Here is an 18,698-nt window from a genome sequence, read left to right on the forward strand (position 1 = left end):
GCTGCCCTCACACGCCAGCCGCCGGGCCCGTTCCACCCCAGACAGCGAAGGGGTGACCGTGCGAACCACCACACAGCACAGCCGCGGCACGATGCTCGCGGTCCTGCTCACCGGCCAGTTCATGGCGAACGTCGACACGGCGGTCGCCAACATCGCCGCGCCCGCCCTCCAGGCCGACCTGCACGCGACCGAGGGCGAGGCCGCCCTGGTCGTCTCCTCGTACGTCGTCGCCTTCGCCGTCCTCCTGGTCACCGGCGCGCGCCTGGGCTCGTCGATCGGCTGTCGCCGTGTTTTCCTGACCGGATTGCAGCTCTTCACGCTCGCCTCGCTGGCGTGCGGCCTCGCTCCCGACGTCCGCACGCTGACCGTGGCCCGATTCCTCCAAGGCGCCGGAGCCGCGCTGATGGTCCCGCAAGTCCTCAGCGGCATCCAGCTCTCGTACGCCGGCCGAGACCGGGTGAAGGCCCTCGGCTGGTTTTCGATCGCCCTGTCCGGCGGTGCCGTCGCCGGACAGGTCCTCGGCGGCGTCCTGATCTCCGCCGACCTCTTCGGCACCAGCTGGCGGCCGATCTTCCTGGTCAACGTGCCGATCGGCATCGCCCTCACCATCGCCGGCCTGCGCCACCTCGACCCCGCCCGCGGCGTCAAACAGCCGCTGGACGCCAGGGGAGCCGTCACCCTGTCCGCCACGGTCCTGCTGGTGATCGTCCCTCTCCTGCTCGGCTCCGAGCGCGGCTGGCCGGCCTGGTCGTGGATCTGCCTGGCCCTCAGCATCCCCATGCTCGCCCTCTTCGAGTACGGCGAACGCCGCGCCGCCGCATCGGGTGGCCGCCCCCTGATCGCCCGCCAGGTCCTGCGCAACCCGAGAGTCCGAGCCGGCCTGCTCGCTCACGGCGCCACCACCGGCTCGTACTTCGCGCTGCTCTTCGTCCTGGCCCTCTACCTCCAGCAGGGCCTCGGCAAGAGCGCGGCGTACTCGGGCCTGGCCATGGTCGTCTGGGTCGCCGCGTTCGGCATCGCCGGCCCGCTGCTGCCGCGACTGCCCGAGGGCATCCGCTGGCTCCCGGTACTCGGCTGTGCGGTCCTGGGAACGGGCTACCTGGCTGTCCTGCTCTACCTGCTCGGCGGTGGAACGTCGGGCCCGCTCCTGTTCGCCCTGCTGGGGATCGGCGGCTTCGGCCTCGGCGTCAGCGCCAACACCCTCATCAGCGGGATCACCTCGAGTGCGCCCACGCAGTACGCCGCTGACGTGTCCGGGGTGGTCACGACCAACGCCCAGCTGTCAGGAGCCTTCGGCGTCGCGTTGGCAGGCGCCGTCTACTCCGGCCTGAGCACCGACCCGCAGGACGCGCTCAGCGTCGTACTGGCGGGCTTCGTGGCGCTGAGCCTGGTCGGAGTGGGTGCGTCCTACCGCTTGGTCAGGTAGCGGTAGCGGTAGGCCTCGACGTAGCCGAGACCGGTGTAGGTGGCCAGGGCGCCGGCGTTCTCCTCCTCGACCTCCAGATAGGTCCTCCGGCCGCCCAGGGGCCCGGCCCAGCGCGCCAGACCTTGCAGCACCGCCGTCGCCAGCCCCCGACGCCGGTACGCCGGCGCAACCCGCACAGCGTCGACACCCAGCCAGTGACCGGTCATCGAGCCACGCCCGACCGCCACCACGCGCCCGTCGAGCTCTATTGAAGCGAACGCGGCTCGCGGCGCGCCCTCCATCACGGTGGGCGCCGCAGCAGGCACCGGGCCCTCGAAGGCCGCCTCGTACCACTCCGCGTCCGGCTGGTCCGAGACCAGCACCTCGTACGCCGGTACGCCGTTCACGTGGTCCAGGGTCGTGTGCAGCACCAGGGTGTCCGCCTCCTGCGGTCGCGCATCGGTCCAGCCATGGCCCCGGAACTCGTCGACCTCCGGACTGCCCAGCCGCGTCAGCGCCAGCGGCGGCAGCCCGCGCTCCTGGTAGAACGCCTCCACCTGCTTCTCGGCGTCGCTGAACGGCAGCCCCGGATCACCTGCGGGCAGCACCGAATTGGCCCGGCCGGTCCAGCCGCCGGAGGCCCGGAGCAGCCATTCGCCGACGTACCGGGTCTCCACGGCCGGGCGGCCGAGTGCCGTGGTCAGGAAGAGCTGCTCGACGTCCACCTGGCGCAACGGCATCGGGGGGATCGGTTTGGCGGCGACGACCGCTGTCTGGCGGATCAGGTACGGCGTACTGTCGGCATGACGGACCACGAGGGACTCCGCGTCGTACGACTGCAGCACTCCGATGACGTCGGTCGCCTGGCCGCCGTCCAGCCGGTGGCGGACCACGACACGGTGGCCGATATCACGGGGACTGACGCCTGACACGATGCGGACTCCTGGCAGAGTGGGCGGGGTACTACCGTGATACTAGAGAACCCGAGCACTACCGCACCGCAGCATTTCCCAGACCGCTGCGCTTGCTGGCCATAGGAGGAGTACCAGTGACTTACGTCATCGCGCAGCCGTGTGTTGACCTCAAGGACCTCGCGTGCGTCGAGGAGTGCCCGGTCGACTGCATCTACGAGGGCAACCGGATGCTCTACATCCACCCTGACGAGTGCGTCGACTGCGGAGCGTGCGAGCCGGTCTGCCCGGTCGAGGCGATCTACTACGAGGACGACACGCCGGAGCAGTGGAAGGACTACTACACGGCGAACGTCGACTTCTTCAACGACCTCGGCTCGCCCGGCGGCGCGTCGAAGCTCGGCAAGATCGACAAGGACCACCCGTTCATCGCGGCCCTGCCCCCGCAGGAGCACGACGAGTAATCGGTCCCTCACGAACCACCGTCACCCGTTTCGGGGACGGTGGTTCGTCGCGTCCACGGGCTGCTCGTACGGCGCTCAGCGGTACGGCGCTCGGCCCGGACGTCGTCCCGGGGCGGCTCAGCGGGTCGCTTGCTCTTCCGCGAGCGGAGGCGGCGCGTACTCGACCAGCGCGATCCCCGGCCAGCGCTGCTCCGCGGCGACCAGCCGGCTGAGCCGCTCGGCACCGATCGGCGCCGGACGCAGAATCGAGCACAGCGAGACCCGATCCGGATTCGGCGGCACAGAGGTCGAGTAGGCGACAACGGAAGGCCCGAGCGCCTCGGTCGCGGGATGCCCGGGCAGCAGTTCCTCGACGTGCAACCGCTGCAGCAGCTCGTCAGGCAACGCGTCGAGCCAGGGATGCGCGCGCAACACCTCCGCGAGGCTCACCGGCACCACCCGCTCGGCGCCGCCGAGACCTCGTCGCCCGCCGCCGAGCTCACCTCGACCGGCTATTCGTCGACCACGTCGACGTGCACGTGGTCCAGATGCCGCAAGGTGTCGCGATTCCCCGGCCGGTCCGGTGCCTGGTAGTCGCGCCATCCGCTGTCCGAGCGTCCGCCCGCGGTCCAGATCTTGTCGCTGAAGATCACGGTCTTGATCTTCAGCCGATCGGCCTGCGCGACCAGGTACTGCGCGACCGCCCACCCGCGGGTCGTGTTCGCCGGCGAGATCGGCTTGACGAAGATGTCGACCGCCCGCCCGTCGTAGTGCGCCGAGCCCTCCATGTGGCCCGTGCGAACCCCACCGGCGGCGTACCCACCGGTGGACAGCCTGCCGAACGTCTTGGCCAGGTCCCTGCGCACCGCCTCGGCCCGCGGGGTCAGACCGTTCCCACCGATCGTCTCCAGCGCGCCGCTCGGATTGTCGAGCGTGCAGCTGAACGCCGCCTTCGACTGGCCGGTCAGCGCCGAGGCCAGGATCCGCGCGTCGGCCTCGTGGTCGGCGTACGCGTTCGGGAAGGCGCTGCGCTGGACCCGGTCGGCGGCGACCGTCACCGCGAGCTGCTGGTAGTTCTTGATCTTCACCAGCGCGTCGTAGAACTTCGAGGCCGCGTAGTGCGGGTCCTGGACCTGCGCGGGCGTGCCCCAGCCCATCGAGGGCCGCTGCTGGAACAAGCCCAGCGAGTCCCGGTCGCCGTGGGCCACGTTGCGCAGCCCGGACTCCTGGTACGCCGTGGCCAGCGCGATCGTGGCCGCGCGCGGCGGCAGACCACGCCGTACGGCGACGCCGGTGATCACCGCGGCCCACTGCGCCTGTTCGAGGTCGAGCGTGACCGTGGTCCCGTTCACCGTCGCCTCGCACTGCTCCCGCGGCGGGATCAGCGGCCCGATGCCCTGCCCGCCGACCCAGGAGATCGCCGCGCCGACGGCCAGCGCGAGCGCACCGATCGCCCCGACAGCGACGATCACTCCACGATTCACCGGCATAACGGTCCCAACGTGCGGGGGACCGGTGCAGGTTCCAGATGGTGGGTCACGAACTGGTTGACGTGCGACGGCCCCGGTTGGTTGGCGGCCGACCGGGGCAGTCCGACGTTCGACGGAGGAGAATCGTCAGAAAGGAGGATCACGCGTTGGCGTGCAGGGCCTCGTTGAGCGTGATGCCCTCACCCTGCCGCGGCCGCGCCTCGACGGCACCGGTGACGGAGTTGCGCAGGTAGAGCAGTCCCGGCTGGCCGGACAGCTCACGCGCCTTGACCACGCTGCCGTCCGGCAGCGTCACCTTGGTGCCGGCCGTCACGTACAGTCCGGCCTCGACCACGCAGTCGTCGCCGAGCGAGATGCCGATGCCGCCGTTGGCGCCGAGCAGGCAGCGCTTGCCGATCGAGACGACCTGCTTGCCGCCGCCGGACAGCGTGCCCATGATCGACGCGCCGGCCCCGATGTCGCTGCCGTCGTCGACCACGACCCCGGCCACGATCCGGCCCTCCACCATCGAGGTGCCGAGCGTGCCGGCGTTGAAGTTGACGAAGCCCTCGTGCATCACGGTCGTGCCCTCGGCCAGGTGCGCGCCCAGGCGGACCCGGTCCGCGTCACCGATCCGGACCCCGGACGGTACGACGTAGTCGGTCATCCGCGGGAACTTGTCGACACTGGTCACCGACAGGTGCAGCCCGGCGGCCCGCGCGCGCAGCCGGACCTGCTCGACCTGGTCGACCGGGACCGGGCCGTGCGACGTCCAGGCGTTGTTCGGCAGGGCGGCGAAGATGCCGTCCAGGTTCACGCCGTGCGGGCGGACCAGCCGGTGCGAGAGCAGGTGCAGCCGCAGGTAGGCGTCCGCCGTACCGGCCGGGGCGGTGTCCAGCGCGATCTCGGCCTTGACCACCTCCCGGCGGACCTTGCGCAGATCGTCGTTGCCCTCGGCAGCGATCAGCTCAGCCGGCGCCTTCACGTCTTCCGGCGCGGCGCCCAGTGCGGGGGCCGGGTACCAGACGTCGAGCACCGATCCGGACTCGGTGACGGTGGCGAGGCCGAAGCCCCAGGCGTGCGCGGCAGTCTCAGTCATGCCGCAAAGCCTGCCAGACGGCGCGGACGGGTTCTAATTGGTGCGCGAGATGCGGACACCAGGTGGTCTACTGGCTGGCTGAGTGGAAGGGAGTTGGCGTGCTGCCGGTGTGGATCGAGGCCGTCGAACCGGCCGTGCTGAAGGCGACCGGGGCCCCGGCGCGGGACGAGCTCGGCGCGGAGGTGCTGCGACGCTGGGGATCGTCGGAGGTCTGGCGCCTGTCGTACGGGCTGCGCAGCGTGATCGTCAAGCGGGGGAGCGACGCGCAGAGCACCGAGGGCACGGCGTACGAGCGGATCGTGCGGCCGTTGCGGCTGCCGGCGCCGGAGCTGTTCGAGCTGGTCCGGCTGGACGGCGCGGTGCTGCTGGTGCTGGCCGACGTCGGCCGGGTGACGCTGGAGCAGGAGCCGAGCCTGGACGGTTACCTGGCGGCGACCGAACTGCTGGCGCGGATCCGCGCGGTCGAGGTCGAGGGGGACAGCGAGTTCGGCGCGGACCGGTTGTCGGAACTGGCGGCCCGGGTCGCGTCACGAGCTGCGGAGGGATTCGGGCAGAAGGTGGAGCGGCGGTTGCGGCCGGCGCTGGCCGAGCTGCATCGCACGGTCCGGCCACGCGTGGTGCACGGCGACTACGTCGGCAAGAACCTGGTCACCGACGGCACCCGCTGGACCGCGATCGACTGGCCGCTGACCTACCTGGCCCCGCAGCTGCCCGACCTCTACACGCTGATCCGCGAAGCCGTTGCCTTCGGCCACGATCGTGACCTGCTCGTCACCCGGTACTGCGACGCGGCCGGCGCGGACCGCGACCTGGTCGAGCGCCAGGTGCTGATCGGCGGCTGTGGTTTCAGCCTGCGCGCCCTGGCCTGGGTGATCGAGGAAGGCGTGCACACCGTGCCCTCGTCGAAGGACTGGATCGATCCGCTGCTCGAGGAACTCGGCGGCCTGCTGGACCAGCTCCCGTGAAGCTGCTCGTGCTCGGCGGAACCAAGAATCTCGGCCGCCACGTCGTCGAAGCGGCCTTGCGCGACGGTCATCAGGTCACGCTGTTCAACCGCGGCCTGACCGCGCCGGAGCTCTTCCCCGAGGTCGAGCGGATCGTCGGCGAGCGAGCCGATCCCGCCGCCCTGGCGCGCGGGGAGTGGGACGGCGTGATCGACATGTCCGGCTTCCTGGTCCGCGACGTCCGCCGCAGCGCCGAGATCCTGCGCGACCGGGTCGGCCATTACACGTTCATGTCCTCGATCGCCGTCTACGCCGACCGGCGTACGCCCGGGCAGACCGAGGACGCCGAATTGTTGCCCTGGCCGTCGAACGCGCCCGAGGACGAGTTCACGATGGACCTCTACGGCCCGTCGAAGGTTCGCTGCGAACAACTCCTGACCGACCTGTACGGCGAACGCACCGCCGCGATCCGCTCCGGCTTCGTCGTCGGCCCGTACAACCCCGACTTCGGCAACTGGGGCCAGGCGCTCGCGACGGGCGGGACCCTGGAATGCGCGGCGCGACCCGGACAGCCGATCCAGTGGCTCGACGCGCGCGACCTGGCCGACTTCCTGCTCCTGGTCACGGCGAAGCGGCTGGCCGGGCCGTTCACCGCGGTCAGCGAGACGTGGACGATGCGGGACCTGCTGGAGGCGTGGCGGTCCGTCGTACCGGGTGAGTTGGCGGTGGACTGGGAGCCGGAGGTGGATCGCTTCCACCTGTCCCACGACGGCTCGAACGACGGGACCTTCCAGCTCGCCAACGGCCGGGCCCTCGCCGCCGGGTTGCAGGTCCGGCCGGCGGCGGTGAGCGCTCTCGACTGCGTCCGGTGGATCCGCGCCGGCCACACGCCACCGCCGCCTCCGCACTGACGAACTCTCTCGGCCTCGTGTATCTTGATGTCGAGATACTTCGAGGAGGGTCATGCCGGGCTTCAGCCTCTGGCGGATCGCGGTCCCGGCGTTCGGGCCGACCGTGCTCAACGCCGTCGGCCAGGGCGCGGTGCTGCCCGTCGTCGCGTTGTCGGCGCTGCAGCTGGGGGCGTCGGTCGGCTTCGCGGCGTTCCTGGTCGGTGTGCTCGGCATCGGGCAGTTCGCCGGCTCGCTGCCGGCCGGCGCGCTCGTCGTACGGATCGGTGAACGCCGTGCCCTCCTGGTCGCCGCCGTCGTCAGCGCGCTCGCCTGGTGCGCCGCCATGGTCGTCCGTACGCCGTGGTTGCTCGGCTTCGCCCTGCTCGTCGCGGGTCTGGCCGGCGCCGTCTTCAGCCTGGCCCGTCAGTCGTACGTCACCGAAGTCGTCCCGGTCGAACTGCGGGCCCGCGCCCTGTCCACGCTCGGCGGCGTCAGTCGGATCGGCCTGTTCGTCGGCCCGTTCCTCGGCGCGTTCGCCGGTCACCACTGGGGCATGACCGGCGCGTACGGCGTCGGCGTCGCGGGCTCGGTCGGCGCGGTCGTCGTCCTGCTCACCGCGGGCGAACCGCAAGGCGCGCACGCCCCGCTGCAGGTCGAGCGCCTCTCCCTAAAGCAAGTCCTCTGGGATCACCGTCGGACGTTCCTCACCCTCGGCACCGGCGTCTTCGTCATCGCCGTCGCCCGCGCTGCCCGCACCAGCCTGATCCCCTTGTGGGGCGAGCATCTGGGCCTGTCGGCCACCGACACCTCGATCGTCTTCGGCATCACCAACGGCATCGAAATGCTGCTCTTCTACCCCGCCGGCGTCGTGATGGACCGCCTCGGCCGAGTCTGGATCGCCGTCCCCGCCACCGTCCTCCTGGGCCTGGGCATGCTCACCCTGCCCATCTCCACCACCTTCGCCGGCCTCCTCGCCGTCGGCCTCCTGATGGCCGTCGGCAACGGCCTCGGCTCCGGCATCGTGAAAACCCTCGGCGCGGACGCCGCCCCACCCGGCCACCGCGCCCAGTTCCTGGCCGGCTGGACCTTCTGCGCCGAGTTCGGCAGCGTCATCGGCCCGATCCTGATCGGCGCCATCACCCTCGCCTTCCCCCTGGCCGCCGCGAGCCTCACCCTCGGCGCCCTCACCCTCACCGGCAGCACCTGGCTCGCCCGCTGGGTCCCCACCTTCGACCCACGGCACGCGAAGCGGGCTACTTCTTCTGGGGCTTCTTCGGGGCCGACGTAGCGCGGATGTGGAGTTCGGTGCGCAGGGTCACGGTGGACGGCGGGCGGCCGGGAGCGGCGATGCGGTCCTTGAGCAGGAGGCCGGCGGTGCGGCCCAGTTCGTACGTCGGCTGGGCGACGGTGGTGAGGCTGGGGACGACGAGGTCGGCCCAGGGGATGTCGTCGAAGCCGACGACGGCGATGTCGTCGGGGGCGCGCAGGCCCTTCTTGGCCAGGCACTCCAGGGCGCCGACGGTCATCAGGTTGTTGGTGACGAACAGCGCCTCGGGTGGTTCGGGCAGTTCCAGCAGGCTTTCCATCGCGGCGTAGCCGCCGGCCTCGCGGAAGTCGGCGTGCCGGACCAGGTCCTTGTCGTACCGGATGCCGCCGCCGCGCAGCGCCGCGCGGTAACCGGCGAGCCGGTCCATCGCCGTGCTGACGCGCCGGGGGCCGGTGATGCAGGCGATCCGCTGGTAGCCGCCGTCGATCAGATGCTTCACGCCCTCGGCGGCGCCGTGCTCGTTGTCGACCAGAACGGTGTCGGCCTCGACGCCCTCGACCCGGCGGTCGATCAGCACCAGCGGAGTTTTCGCCTCGGCCAGTTGCTGCACGCCCTCGGCGGTCGACGTCGGCGAGATCACCACGCCGGCCATCTGCTCGGTCAGCACCGCCGCCGCGTACGCCGCTTCCTTGGCCGGGTCCTCGTCGGAGTTGCACAGCACGACGTGGTAGCCCTCGGTCTGTGCGACGTCCTCGAGTCCGCGCACCAGCGAGGTGAAGAACGGGTTCTCGATGTCGGAGATCACCACGGCCCACAGGTTCGTGCTGGCCCGGCGCAGGTTCCGCGCGACGCCGTTGGGCCGGTAGCCGAGCTCGGCGACGGCGGCGCGGACCTTCTCCGACAGCTCGGGGTCCACGTTGCGCCGTCCGCTCAGCACCCGGGACACGGTGGCCGGAGACACGCCCGATCTACGCGCGACGTCGTAGATCGTCGTCATACTCGCTCCCCGCCGCTCAATCCGTAGCTGCCGTCTGGACGGCATCTAGGGTCTCACGCCTGAGGCGGCGCAGCGGCGACCGTCTGCGAATCGATCTCCGCCGCGTCGGACGACGCGGCCAGCAGGGCCAGAGCCGACGCCCGGTCCGGCGCCGAAGCGGCGGCTCCGTTCAGTGTCGTGGACAGTGCGCCACAAGCATTCGCCAGCCGTACGGCGTCCGTCAGCGAAGCGCCCTCGGCCAGCGACGCCGCGAGTGAGCCGCAGAAGGCGTCGCCCGCTCCGACGGTGTCCACGGTGGCGACGCGATGCGGCGGCACGCGGAGTTCGACCCCGGCTTCACGGTCCAGCACATAGGCGCCGCGCGATCCCAGCGTCACCACGCATCCGCGCAGCTCCCACTCGTCGGCCAGCTTGCGCGCGATCATCGGGACCTGCGACTCGTCGTCGCAGTCCAGCCCGGTCAGCGCGGCGGCTTCCACCTCGTTCGGCACCAGGATGTCGACGTACGCCGTGAGCGACGGATCGACCGGCCCGACCGGTGCCGGGGTCAGGATCGTGGTGACGCCCGCGGCCGAGGCGAGCCGGAGGGCAGCGCGGCTCGCCTCGACCGGGAGTTCGAGTTGCACGCTCAGCACCCGGCTGCCGGCCAGTACGTCGCCGGCCGCCTCGATGTCGGCCGGGGTGATCGCCGCGTTCGCGCGGGACACGATGATGATCGAGTTGCTCCCGTCCGGCAGCACCAGCGGCAGCCCGACCCCGGTGCCGAGCTCGGGATGCCGGATCACCCGATCGACGTCGACGCCGTCGGCCGCCAGCAGGTCCAGGAACTCCTCGCCGTACCGGTCGTCGCCGATCGTCCCCACGATCGCCGTCCGCGCACCCATCCGGGCCGCCGCGATCGCCTGGTTCACGCCCTTGCCGCCGAGGAACTCCGCGAACCCCGTGCCGTGCAACGTCTCACCCGGCAACGGCCGGCGCTCGGCACTGGCGACCAGGTCCTTCATGAACGAGCCGAGCACGCACACGTCGTACCGGCTCATGCCTCACCGCCCAGCAGCCGCCGGCCGAGTGCGCCCGAGGGATGGAACCGGGCGAAGTCGTGGTGGGTGAACTCCCGCAGGACGACGAGCGCGCACGCGAGCGCGTCGCCCATCACCAGCGCGGCGGTGGTCGAGGCGGTCGGCGCCAGGTTCAGCGGGTCGGCCTCGCGCAGCACCATCGTGTCCAGTGTGTACGTCGACAGTCGCGCCAGCGTCGACTCCTCGTTGCCGGTCATCGCGATCACCGGGATCTGCCGCTCGGACAGCATTCGGGCGAACGCGCACACTTCAGCCGTTTCGCCCGACGCCGACAACGCCAGCACCAGATCGCGCGGGGTCACCGCACCGGAGTCGCCGTGCAGCGCGTCGCCGGCGTGGATGAACGTGGCCGGGGTCCCGGTCGAGGCCAGCGTCGCGGCGATCTTGCGACCGACCAGCCCGGACTTGCCGAGCCCGGTGACGACCAGATGCCCTTCGCAGGCAGCGACCGCGGTCAGTACGTCGAGGAACACTCCGTCCAGCCGGTCCGCCAAGGCGGAGACGGCGGCGGCCTCCGTCTCGATCGCGCTGCGCGCCGCGGCCAGCCCCCGGGTGACCAGGTCCCGGGGGAGTTCGGCGCTGTTCGCGCCGGCGGTCGCGACCTGGGCGACCCCCGGATCCTCGTCGGCGAGCTGCTGCCGCTCGGCGGTGGGGCGGTCCGCACGGTTCGGCACTACTGGCATCCTCGACCCGCTTTCCGGTCTCATGTCAGAAATCGATTTCCGAAGCGTAGGCAGCGGCCGGACGCAGTGTCAACGCCTGCAACCCGAGCAAAACAAGGCCTGTTGCCATGTCCGGTCAAACTCGTGGCCGTTGTGGTCTTGACCGTTCCGACCACCACTCGTAGATTGCGAGAAATCGATTGCCCATTTCCCGAAGATCGCCGCCGGTGCGCTACCCCTGGAGCCCTCGATGCCCGCAACCCCCTCCCTGTCAAGGCCGCTGAGCCGGCGTTCCGTGCTGCGCGGCGGTCTCGGCGCCCTGGCCGCGACCGCGATCGGCGGCCCCCTGCTGACCGCATGCGGAGGTGACGGCGGCAGCGGAGGCGACGGCAAGGAGATGTCGTTCTGGAACTTCTACGGTCCCTCCGACGACGGCGGTCCGCAGAGCAAGTGGTTCGTCGACGTGGCCGAGCAGTGGAACGCCAACAACGACGTCAAGGTCAAGCTGCGCTACATCCCCGGCAAGGACTACCTGAACGGGACCACCCTGCAGACCGCCTTCCAGTCCGGCGAGGGCCCGGACATCTTCCTGATCAGTCCCGGCGACTTCCTGCGCTACGCCAACGGCGGCGTGCTGCAGGACCTGTCCCCGGCGCTGCCGGACGAGGCGAAGGCCGACTACCTGCCCGGCCTGCTGGAGGCCCGGTCGGTCGACGGCAAGGTCTACGGCCTGCCGATGGAGATCGAGCCGCTGGCGATGTACTACAGCGAAGCCGCCTTCACCAAGGCCGGTCTGTCCGAGGCGGACCTGCCCAAGACCTGGGAGCAGACGCTCGCGGTGGCCGAGAAGCTGACCGGCAAGGACCGGTACGGCGTGATGTTCGAGACGCTGCCCGGCTACTACCAGAACTTCACCTGGTACCCGTTCCTGTGGCAGGGCGACGGTACGCCGATCAAGGACGGCAAGGTCGCCTTCGACTCGCCGGCCGCCGTACAGGCGCTGAAGTTCTGGAAGGACACCATCCAGAACAAGGTCGCCCCGCGCAAGGCGCTCGGAGACGGCGGCGGTGACGTCGTGTCCAACCTCGGCTCCGGCGCGGTCGCGCTGCAGCAGAGCGGGATCTGGGCGGTCGCCGACATGCGGGCCAAGGCGCCGAAGTTCAAGTACGGCATCATCCCGCTGCCGACGCCGCCCGGCGGCAAGCCGGCCACCGACCTCGGTGGCTGGGCGTTCGTGGCCAACTCCAAGGGCAAGAACCCCGAGGCGGCGGCGAAGTTCATCACCTGGGCGCTCGGCTCGACCGATGCCGAGGGCATCGAACGGCAGCGGCAGTGGAACACCGTGGTCAAGACCAACGTGCCGCCGCGCAAGTCGGTCCAGCAGGCCGCCGACGCCAAGGGCGCGTTCGAGCAGGGTGTGCTGAAGCAGTTCGTCGACGAGATCGCGCCGACCGGCCGGCCCGAGCCGCGGTTCCCACCGGAGGTCTACCAGCCGATCGCCGACGCGATCCAGGCCTGCCAGCTGAACGGGTCCGACCCGGCCAAGGCGGCGGCTGACGCGGCCGAGCGGATCGACACGTTCCTGAAGACCTACCAGGGCGCGCCCATCAGCTGATGGCCACCACGACAGCGCCCCCGTCCAAGCCCCCGGTGCGTAGGCCACCGGCGGCCCCCAAGACCCCGATGACCCGCAAACGGCGCGAAGCGCTGGCGGCGTACGCGTTCCTGGCGCCGGACCTGCTCGGCCTGCTCGCCTTCGTCGCGGTGCCGATGGTGCTCGCGCTCGGCGTCGCGTTCTTCAAGGTCGACGGGTTCGGCAACTACCAGTACGTCGGCCTGGCCAACTACCGGCTGATGGGCGGCGACGACCAGCTCTGGGCGTCGCTGAAGGTCACCGCGATCTACGTGGTCAGCTTCGTGCCGATCGCGTTCGTGATCAGCTTCGGGCTGGCGATGCTGGTCCGCAACCACTTCCGCGGCATCGGCTGGGTCCGGTCGGCGTTCTTCCTGCCGCACGTGGTCAGCCTGGTCGTGGTCGGTCTGATCTGGCAGTTCCTGCTGGTCGACAAGCGCGGCGCGGTGTCGAAGCTGCTGGCGCCGTTCGGGCTGGGCGACGTGTCGTTCCTCGGTACGCCGTCGCTTGCCCTCGGCACCTACGTGGTGATCAGCGTCTGGTTCGTGATGGGCTACCAGATGCTCGTTCTGCTGGCCGGACTGAAGGACGTGCCGAAGGAGCTCGAGGACGCCGCGCAGATCGACGGTGCGTCGGCCTGGCAGCGGTTCCGGTTCGTGATCTGGCCGTTGATGCGGCCGACCAGCTTCTTCGTCGTGGTCAACTCGACCATCGGCGCGGTCACCGGTCTGCAGGCCTTCGACCTGGTCTTCGTGCTCACCAAGGGCGGCCCGGCCCGGGCCACCAGCACGGTCGTGCTCTACATCTACGAGCAGGCCTTCACCTTCAACAACCTCGGGTACGCCGCGGCGCTGACCACCGTGGTGGTGGCGATTCTCGTGCTCTGCACCGGCCTGATGTTCGCCTTCACGAAGGGAGGCCGTTTCGATGAGGACTAGGTTCTTCCCCGTTCTGGCGCATCTGCTGGCCCTGATCGCCGTCGCACCGCTGCTGTGGGTGCTGCTCAGCGTGCTCAAGCCGGCCGAGGACGTCTTCTCGTTCGGCTGGCCGTCGAGCTGGACGCTGGACAACCTGCAGTACGTGCTGCTGAAGTTCCCGCTGCCCAGGTTCCTGCTGAACTCGGCGATCGTCTCGGTCGCGGTGACCGTGATCGCGCTGTTCTTCCACTCGATGGCGGCCTACGCACTGGCCCGGCTGCGCTTCCCCGGCCGCGGCATCATCTTCTCCGGCATCATGTCGACGCTGCTGGTGTCGCTGCCGGTGATCCTGGTCCCGCTGTTCCTGGTCGCCAAGCAGCTCAACCTGCTCGACAGCTACGCCGGACTGATCGTGCCGAGCATCTTCCATGCCTTCGGCATCTTCCTGCTGCGCCAGTACTACCTGAACATCCCGCGCGAGCTGGAGGAGGCCGCCGACCTGGACGGCTGCGGGTACTGGCGCCGCTACTGGAGCGTCATCCTGCCGCTCAGCCGCCCGGTCCTGGCGTCGCTGTCGGTGCTGTTCTTCCTGGCCAACTGGAACGCGTTCCTCTGGCCGCTGACCATCACCCGCAACCCGGACCTCCGGGTGGTCCAGCTCGGCATCTCCGGCCTGCAGGGCCAGTACGCCTCGGCCTGGAACCTGATCCTCGCCGCCGCGGTGATCGCGGCGATCCCGACCGTCGTCGTGTTCGTCGCCGGCCAGAAACGCCTGGTCGACGCGATGAAGACGACCGGCCTGAAGTAGGAGATCCCGTCCTGAAATGTGGGGCACGTAGGTGTCACGGCCAGGGCGACAGCTCCGGGAGCTTTCCCGTCACGGGCCCTCGGGGCTGCCGGCCGGCCATCCAGGCGGCCAGGTCGGTGAGCTCGCCCTCGATCACCCGCTCGTCGCCTTCGCCGTGCTCCCAGCGGACGCCGGGCGCCTGCAGCACCAACCGCGTCCCCTCCGGAACGCGCGGGCGCAGGAAGTCGAGCAGGTGCAGGCAGAACTCCTGTGACCAGTCGCCGACCGTCGCGTGGTCGAGCCCCAGATCGGCCGTGTGGATCGTGATCTCGCGCCAGCCGGTGTAGACGGTGTCGGCGAGCGTGCCGTTGCGGTGGGTCACCGGGCGGCTCCAGTCGTCGACCTTCTCCCACGCGGCCAGCAGACCCGCTGTCGCCCGCGCGACCTGTTGCTTCAGTTCCTCGGCCGATCGGGTGGAACCGGTCTCGATGCCTGCGTTCCGAGCCGGCATGCCGCCGTCGTAGAACTCGACCAGCCGGCCTTCGCGCGCCTCGTCGACCTGCCGCGTCATCGCGTCGCTGAAGTTCGTGAGGTGCGCGATCACGTGCGCCCGCGACCAGCCCGGCAGGCCCGACGGTTCCCGGACCGTCGCCTCGTCGACTCCGGCCAGTACGTCGTTCAACCGCGCGACCGCGGCCGGCACCTCGGGCTTCAGCATGGGCACTCCCTAACGGAAGATCTGTGATTTGTCGTTAGGACCCTAGAGGACGAGATCACATGGCAGCAACCAGAATTCCCATTAGACTCACCCCGTGCTCGCCCTCGAACTCGCCGCCACCGTCCGCCACGACGGCCACGGCGGTCTGCTCGACACGCTCGCCGACGACGCGGGCGTTCAGGCGTGGCTGGAGCGCACCGCACCGTCGGTCGCGGAGGTCCTCGGAGGGCCTGCCACCCCTTCACCCTCAGCCGCCGGGCCGGTGCTGATCGACTTGCGGGTGGTGGTGCGGAACCTGTTCGCCCGGGTTGTTCGGCCGGCGCCTCTGCCTCGGGCCGAGGTCGCCGCGCCGCTGGATCCCGACGCTGCGTTGCGGCGACTCAATCGGACCGCCGACTACCTCGGCACGCCGCAGCTGAGCTGGCTGGACGACGCGACGACGCCGACGATCGCCTGGTCGCCTCGCGGCGCCGATCCGGTGCGCCTGCTGACCGGAGCGGTGGCGCGGTCGGCGATCGACTTCCTCACCGGACCCGACCTGGTCCGCCTGCGTGCCTGCCCGGCGGCGCGGTGCGTGCGGTACTTCCTGCAGGCCGATCCCCGCCAGACCTGGTGCTCCCCGACCTGCGGCAACCGCGAACGCGTCAACCGCCACTACCGGAAATCGAACCCACTAACCTGAGCCGATGAGTATCGCTCGGTTCAAAGACTTGTGTGTGGACGTGAACTCCGTCGGTCCGATGGCCGAGTTCTGGGGCAAGGTGCTGGGGTTGGCGGCTCCGGCGGATCACCCGGCCGACGAGCCGGTGCCGCTGCGCGGTGACTCACCGGCGAAGACGGTCTGGATCAACCCGGTGCCCGAGCCGCGCACGGTGAAGCAGCGGGTGCACCTGGACGTGCACACCGAGTCGATCGCTGCATTGGAGAAGCTCGGCGCGACGATGCAGTCGCCGATCACCGACGAGCAGAGCTGGGCGGTGATGGAGGACCCGGAGGGTGGCGAGCTCTGCGGGTTCCCGCGGGACAGCGTTCCGGCGTACCGGTTGATGGAGGTGGTGGTCGACTCCGCCGACCCGGAGGGGCAGGCCCGGTGGTGGCAGCGCGTCGTCGGCGGGGATCTCGGGCAGGAGGACGGCAAGCCGTACTGCTGGCTGGAGAACGTGCCGGGGCTGCCGTTCAAGTACTGGGTGTTCATCTCGGTGCCGGAGCCGAAGACGGTGAAGAACCGGATCCACTGGGACGTCACCGCCGACGCCCTGCAGCCGGTGCTCGACGCGGGTGCGACACTGCTGCGCGCCCAGGACGACGAGATCGGCTGGCATGTCTGCGCCGATCCGGAGGGCAACGAATTCTGCGTGTTCCTGCCGACGACCAAGGACAACTGATGGCCGAGCTCGACCTCTCTCAGTCCGGACCCGATCTCACGGCCGCACTCGTCGACATCTCGTCGGTGAGTGGGACCGAGCAGGAGATCGCGGACGCGGTCGAGGCGGCGTTGTCGGCGTACGGGCATCTGAAGGTGTTCCGGCACGGCAACACCGTGGTCGCGCGGACCGATCTGGGCCGCGACGAGCGGATCGTGATCGCCGGGCACCTGGACACCGTGCCGCTGAACGCGAACCTGCCGGCGCGGCGCGCGGACGGGCTGATCCACGGGCTCGGGGCGTGCGACATGAAGGGCGGGGTCGCGGTCGGACTCCGCCTGGCCGCGACGCTGGCCGAGCCGAACCGCGACGTCACCTACGTGTTCTACGACTGCGAGGAGATCGAAGCCGAGCGCAACGGTCTGTACAAGCTGTCGCAGTCGAATCCGGAACTGCTCGACGGCGTGTTCGCGGTCGTGATGGAGCCATCGAACGCCGTCGTCGAGGCCGGCTGCCAGGGCACGATGCGGATCGAGATCACCACCCACGGCGAACGCGCCCACTCGGCCCGCTCCTGGATGGGCAGCAACGCGATCCACGCCGCGGGCGACGTGCTCGCGCGACTGGCGGCGTACGAGCCGCGGCGGGTGCCGATCGACGGGCTGGAATACCGCGAAGGGCTCAGCGCGGTCGCGATCAGCGGCGGCGTCGCGGGCAACGTCGTGCCGGACCTGTGCACGGTGACCGTCAACTACCGCTTCGCGCCCAGCCGGTCCGAGGCCGAGGCGGAGGCGCACCTGCGCGAGGTCTTCGAGGGGTACGACGTGGTGGTGACCGACTCCGCGCCGGGTGGCCTGCCGGGGCTGCAGCGGCCCGCGGCGGCGGCGTTCCTCGAGGTCGTCGGGGGAGAGCCGCAGCCGAAGTTCGGGTGGACCGATGTGGCGCGGTTCACGCTGCTCGGTGTCCCGGCGGTGAACTACGGACCGGGCGATCCGCTGCTCGCGCACAAACAGGAGGAGTACGTGCCGGAGGCGGAGATCGAGCAGTGTGAACAGCGGCTGAGGACCTGGTTGACAGCCTGAGTCGGCGGCGCGGTGGCGCCCGCCGGTGTCCGTGGCCCGCACTAATCTGGAGCCATGGCAGATTCGATCCATCCCGACCGTCCCCAGCAGCGGGCACAGTCCCAGCAGCGGGGACCGGTGGTGATGCGGCGCAACCAGGTGCAGCAGTCCACCTCCGAGCAGCGGCTGCTGGACAGCCGTGGCCCGTCGGACTGGGTGCACACCGACCCGTGGCGGGTGCTGCGGATCCAGTCGGAGTTCATCGAGGGCTTCGGCATGCTCGCCGAGCTCGGGTCGGCGATCTGCGTGTTCGGCTCGGCGCGGACCAGGCCGGACGACCCGATGTACGCCGCGGCGGAGGAGTTCGGCCGCAAGCTGGTCAACGCCGGCTACGCGGTGATCACCGGCGGCGGGCCGGGCGTGATGGAGGCGGCCAACAAGGGCGCCTCCGAGGCCGGCGGGGTGTCGGTCGGGCTCGGCATCGAGCTGCCCTTCGAGAACGGCCTGAACGAGTGGGTCGACATCGGGATGAACTTCCGGTACTTCTTCACCCGCAAGACGATGTTCGTCAAGTACGCGCAGGGCTTCGTGGTGATGCCCGGCGGGTTCGGCACGCTGGACGAGCTGTTCGAGGCGCTCACGCTGGCCCAGACCCGCAAGGTGACGTCGTTCCCGGTGGTGCTGTTCGGTACGTCGTACTGGGGTGGGCTGGCGGACTGGCTGCGCGAGACCATGCTTGCCGACGGCAAGATCTCGGCGGCCGACCTGGACATGTTCACGATCACCGACGACGTCGACGAGGCGGTCAGCTACATCGTCAAGGCCGGTGAGATGGCCGACGCCGCCGCCGAGGAGGCCGCGGCCGCCGCCGCGCACGACGTGGCCCAGGCCGACAATCCCGAGGCGCGGGAGCGGCGCGAGCAGCACCGGCTGGGCTCGGACGGCAGCTGACGGCCCGGCCGCTGGATCCGTGGGTCCGGCGGTGCCGAGTGCGGTCCGGGGGACGGAAATGCCCGCCGATTGTGCGCGGGTACACCCCGGCGTGGCACGAT

20 protein-coding genes are annotated in these 18,698 nt (G+C 70.4%); 12 read left to right on the forward strand and 8 right to left on the reverse strand.

Going from position 1 to position 18,698, the window contains the following annotated elements:
* The first annotated feature begins 58 nt into the window (after window positions 1–58).
* Window positions 59–1,426, forward strand: a complete 1,368-nt coding sequence (locus tag BWI15_RS17260) for an MFS transporter (RefSeq protein WP_237771317.1) — start codon at window positions 59–61, stop codon at window positions 1,424–1,426.
* On the opposite strand, the gene BWI15_RS17265 is transcribed toward BWI15_RS17260, so the two are convergent.
* Window positions 1,408–2,337 carry a GNAT family N-acetyltransferase gene (locus tag BWI15_RS17265; RefSeq protein WP_083750827.1) on the reverse strand — a complete coding sequence of 310 codons (930 nt, stop codon included), beginning with the start codon at window positions 2,335–2,337 and terminating at the stop codon, window positions 1,408–1,410. The two genes, BWI15_RS17260 and BWI15_RS17265, sit on opposite strands and share 19 nt — an antisense overlap.
* A gap of 116 nt (window positions 2,338–2,453) precedes the next feature.
* Here BWI15_RS17265 and fdxA point away from each other — a divergent pair, with 116 nt between their 5' ends.
* Complete coding sequence (fdxA, locus tag BWI15_RS17270) at window positions 2,454–2,780, forward strand: ferredoxin (protein ID WP_012923087.1); 327 nt, start codon at window positions 2,454–2,456, stop codon at window positions 2,778–2,780.
* 117 nt (window positions 2,781–2,897) lie between these two features.
* On the opposite strand, the gene BWI15_RS17275 is transcribed toward fdxA, so the two are convergent.
* The 3 genes from BWI15_RS17275 to dapD form a co-directional block, all read right to left on the reverse strand.
* Entirely contained in the window at window positions 2,898–3,209 is a 312-nt protein-coding gene (locus BWI15_RS17275; protein WP_143465652.1) for a hypothetical protein, read from the reverse strand.
* A gap of 62 nt (window positions 3,210–3,271) precedes the next feature.
* Window positions 3,272–4,249 carry a hypothetical protein gene (locus BWI15_RS17280; RefSeq protein ID WP_077015423.1) on the reverse strand — a complete coding sequence of 326 codons (978 nt, stop codon included), beginning with the start codon at window positions 4,247–4,249 and terminating at the stop codon, window positions 3,272–3,274.
* A gap of 139 nt (window positions 4,250–4,388) precedes the next feature.
* Window positions 4,389–5,327, reverse strand: coding sequence for a 2,3,4,5-tetrahydropyridine-2,6-dicarboxylate N-succinyltransferase (dapD, locus tag BWI15_RS17285; protein WP_077015424.1), 939 nt, complete (start codon window positions 5,325–5,327; stop codon window positions 4,389–4,391).
* Window positions 5,328–5,425: 98 nt separating this feature from the next.
* On the opposite strand from dapD, the gene BWI15_RS17290 reads away from it, so the two are divergent.
* The 3 genes from BWI15_RS17290 to BWI15_RS17300 are packed head-to-tail and all read left to right on the forward strand — an operon-like array spanning window position 5,426 to window position 8,449.
* Window positions 5,426–6,292 carry a phosphotransferase family protein gene (locus BWI15_RS17290; protein ID WP_077016044.1) on the forward strand — a complete coding sequence of 289 codons (867 nt, stop codon included), beginning with the start codon at window positions 5,426–5,428 and terminating at the stop codon, window positions 6,290–6,292.
* Window positions 6,289–7,182, forward strand: coding sequence for an NAD-dependent dehydratase (locus BWI15_RS17295; RefSeq protein ID WP_077015425.1), 894 nt, complete (start codon window positions 6,289–6,291; stop codon window positions 7,180–7,182). Before BWI15_RS17290 ends, BWI15_RS17295 begins: the two co-directional genes overlap by 4 nt.
* A gap of 52 nt (window positions 7,183–7,234) precedes the next feature.
* On the forward strand, window positions 7,235–8,449 hold the full coding sequence (locus BWI15_RS17300) for an MFS transporter (protein ID WP_077015426.1): 1,215 nt from the start codon (window positions 7,235–7,237) through the stop codon (window positions 8,447–8,449).
* Here the strand turns inward: BWI15_RS17300 and BWI15_RS17305 are convergent.
* From BWI15_RS17305 to BWI15_RS17315, 3 genes are read right to left on the reverse strand one after another with little or no spacing between them, the layout of a single operon-like run.
* Window positions 8,415–9,470: a LacI family DNA-binding transcriptional regulator gene (locus BWI15_RS17305; RefSeq protein ID WP_077015427.1), complete on the reverse strand. Its 1,056-nt coding sequence runs from the start codon at window positions 9,468–9,470 to the stop codon at window positions 8,415–8,417. The two genes, BWI15_RS17300 and BWI15_RS17305, sit on opposite strands and share 35 nt — an antisense overlap.
* Before the next feature lie 8 nt (window positions 9,471–9,478).
* Complete coding sequence (locus BWI15_RS17310) at window positions 9,479–10,465, reverse strand: ribokinase (protein ID WP_077015428.1); 987 nt, start codon at window positions 10,463–10,465, stop codon at window positions 9,479–9,481.
* Window positions 10,462–11,178 carry a KpsF/GutQ family sugar-phosphate isomerase gene (locus BWI15_RS17315; RefSeq protein WP_077015429.1) on the reverse strand — a complete coding sequence of 239 codons (717 nt, stop codon included), beginning with the start codon at window positions 11,176–11,178 and terminating at the stop codon, window positions 10,462–10,464. The genes BWI15_RS17310 and BWI15_RS17315 overlap by 4 nt, the downstream gene beginning before the upstream one ends.
* 238 nt (window positions 11,179–11,416) lie before the next feature.
* Between BWI15_RS17315 and BWI15_RS17320 the strand changes: the two genes are divergently transcribed.
* From BWI15_RS17320 to BWI15_RS17330, 3 genes are all read left to right on the forward strand, one after another.
* Window positions 11,417–12,781 carry an ABC transporter substrate-binding protein gene (locus BWI15_RS17320; RefSeq protein ID WP_083750828.1) on the forward strand — a complete coding sequence of 455 codons (1,365 nt, stop codon included), beginning with the start codon at window positions 11,417–11,419 and terminating at the stop codon, window positions 12,779–12,781.
* Window positions 12,782–12,849: 68 nt separating this feature from the next.
* Window positions 12,850–13,737: a carbohydrate ABC transporter permease gene (locus tag BWI15_RS17325; RefSeq protein ID WP_077015430.1), complete on the forward strand. Its 888-nt coding sequence runs from the start codon at window positions 12,850–12,852 to the stop codon at window positions 13,735–13,737.
* The gene (locus BWI15_RS17330; RefSeq protein ID WP_077015431.1) at window positions 13,727–14,524 is read left to right on the forward strand and encodes a carbohydrate ABC transporter permease; all 798 of its coding nucleotides are present in this window, start codon (window positions 13,727–13,729) and stop codon (window positions 14,522–14,524) included. The genes BWI15_RS17325 and BWI15_RS17330 overlap by 11 nt, the downstream gene beginning before the upstream one ends.
* A gap of 34 nt (window positions 14,525–14,558) precedes the next feature.
* Here BWI15_RS17330 and BWI15_RS17335 read toward each other — a convergent pair whose 3' ends face one another.
* Entirely contained in the window at window positions 14,559–15,221 is a 663-nt protein-coding gene (locus tag BWI15_RS17335; protein ID WP_077015432.1) for a maleylpyruvate isomerase family mycothiol-dependent enzyme, read from the reverse strand.
* Between the two features lie 94 nt (window positions 15,222–15,315).
* Between BWI15_RS17335 and BWI15_RS17340 the strand changes: the two genes are divergently transcribed.
* Genes BWI15_RS17340 through BWI15_RS17355 form a run of 4 tightly spaced genes read left to right on the forward strand, consistent with a single transcriptional unit; the run spans window position 15,316 to window position 18,597 of the window.
* Window positions 15,316–15,903: a CGNR zinc finger domain-containing protein gene (locus BWI15_RS17340; protein ID WP_077015433.1), complete on the forward strand. Its 588-nt coding sequence runs from the start codon at window positions 15,316–15,318 to the stop codon at window positions 15,901–15,903.
* Window positions 15,904–15,907: 4 nt separating this feature from the next.
* Complete coding sequence (locus BWI15_RS17345; protein WP_077015434.1) at window positions 15,908–16,606, forward strand: VOC family protein; 699 nt, start codon at window positions 15,908–15,910, stop codon at window positions 16,604–16,606.
* The gene (gene dapE, locus BWI15_RS17350) at window positions 16,606–17,667 is read left to right on the forward strand and encodes a succinyl-diaminopimelate desuccinylase (RefSeq protein ID WP_077015435.1); all 1,062 of its coding nucleotides are present in this window, start codon (window positions 16,606–16,608) and stop codon (window positions 17,665–17,667) included. Before BWI15_RS17345 ends, dapE begins: the two co-directional genes overlap by 1 nt.
* Window positions 17,668–17,721: 54 nt before the next feature.
* Window positions 17,722–18,597: a TIGR00730 family Rossman fold protein gene (locus BWI15_RS17355; protein WP_077015436.1), complete on the forward strand. Its 876-nt coding sequence runs from the start codon at window positions 17,722–17,724 to the stop codon at window positions 18,595–18,597.
* The last annotated feature ends 101 nt before the right edge of the window (window positions 18,598–18,698 follow it).

Source organism: Kribbella sp. ALI-6-A (assembly GCF_001984195.1).
Taxonomy (GTDB): Bacteria; Actinomycetota; Actinomycetes; order Propionibacteriales; family Kribbellaceae; genus Kribbella.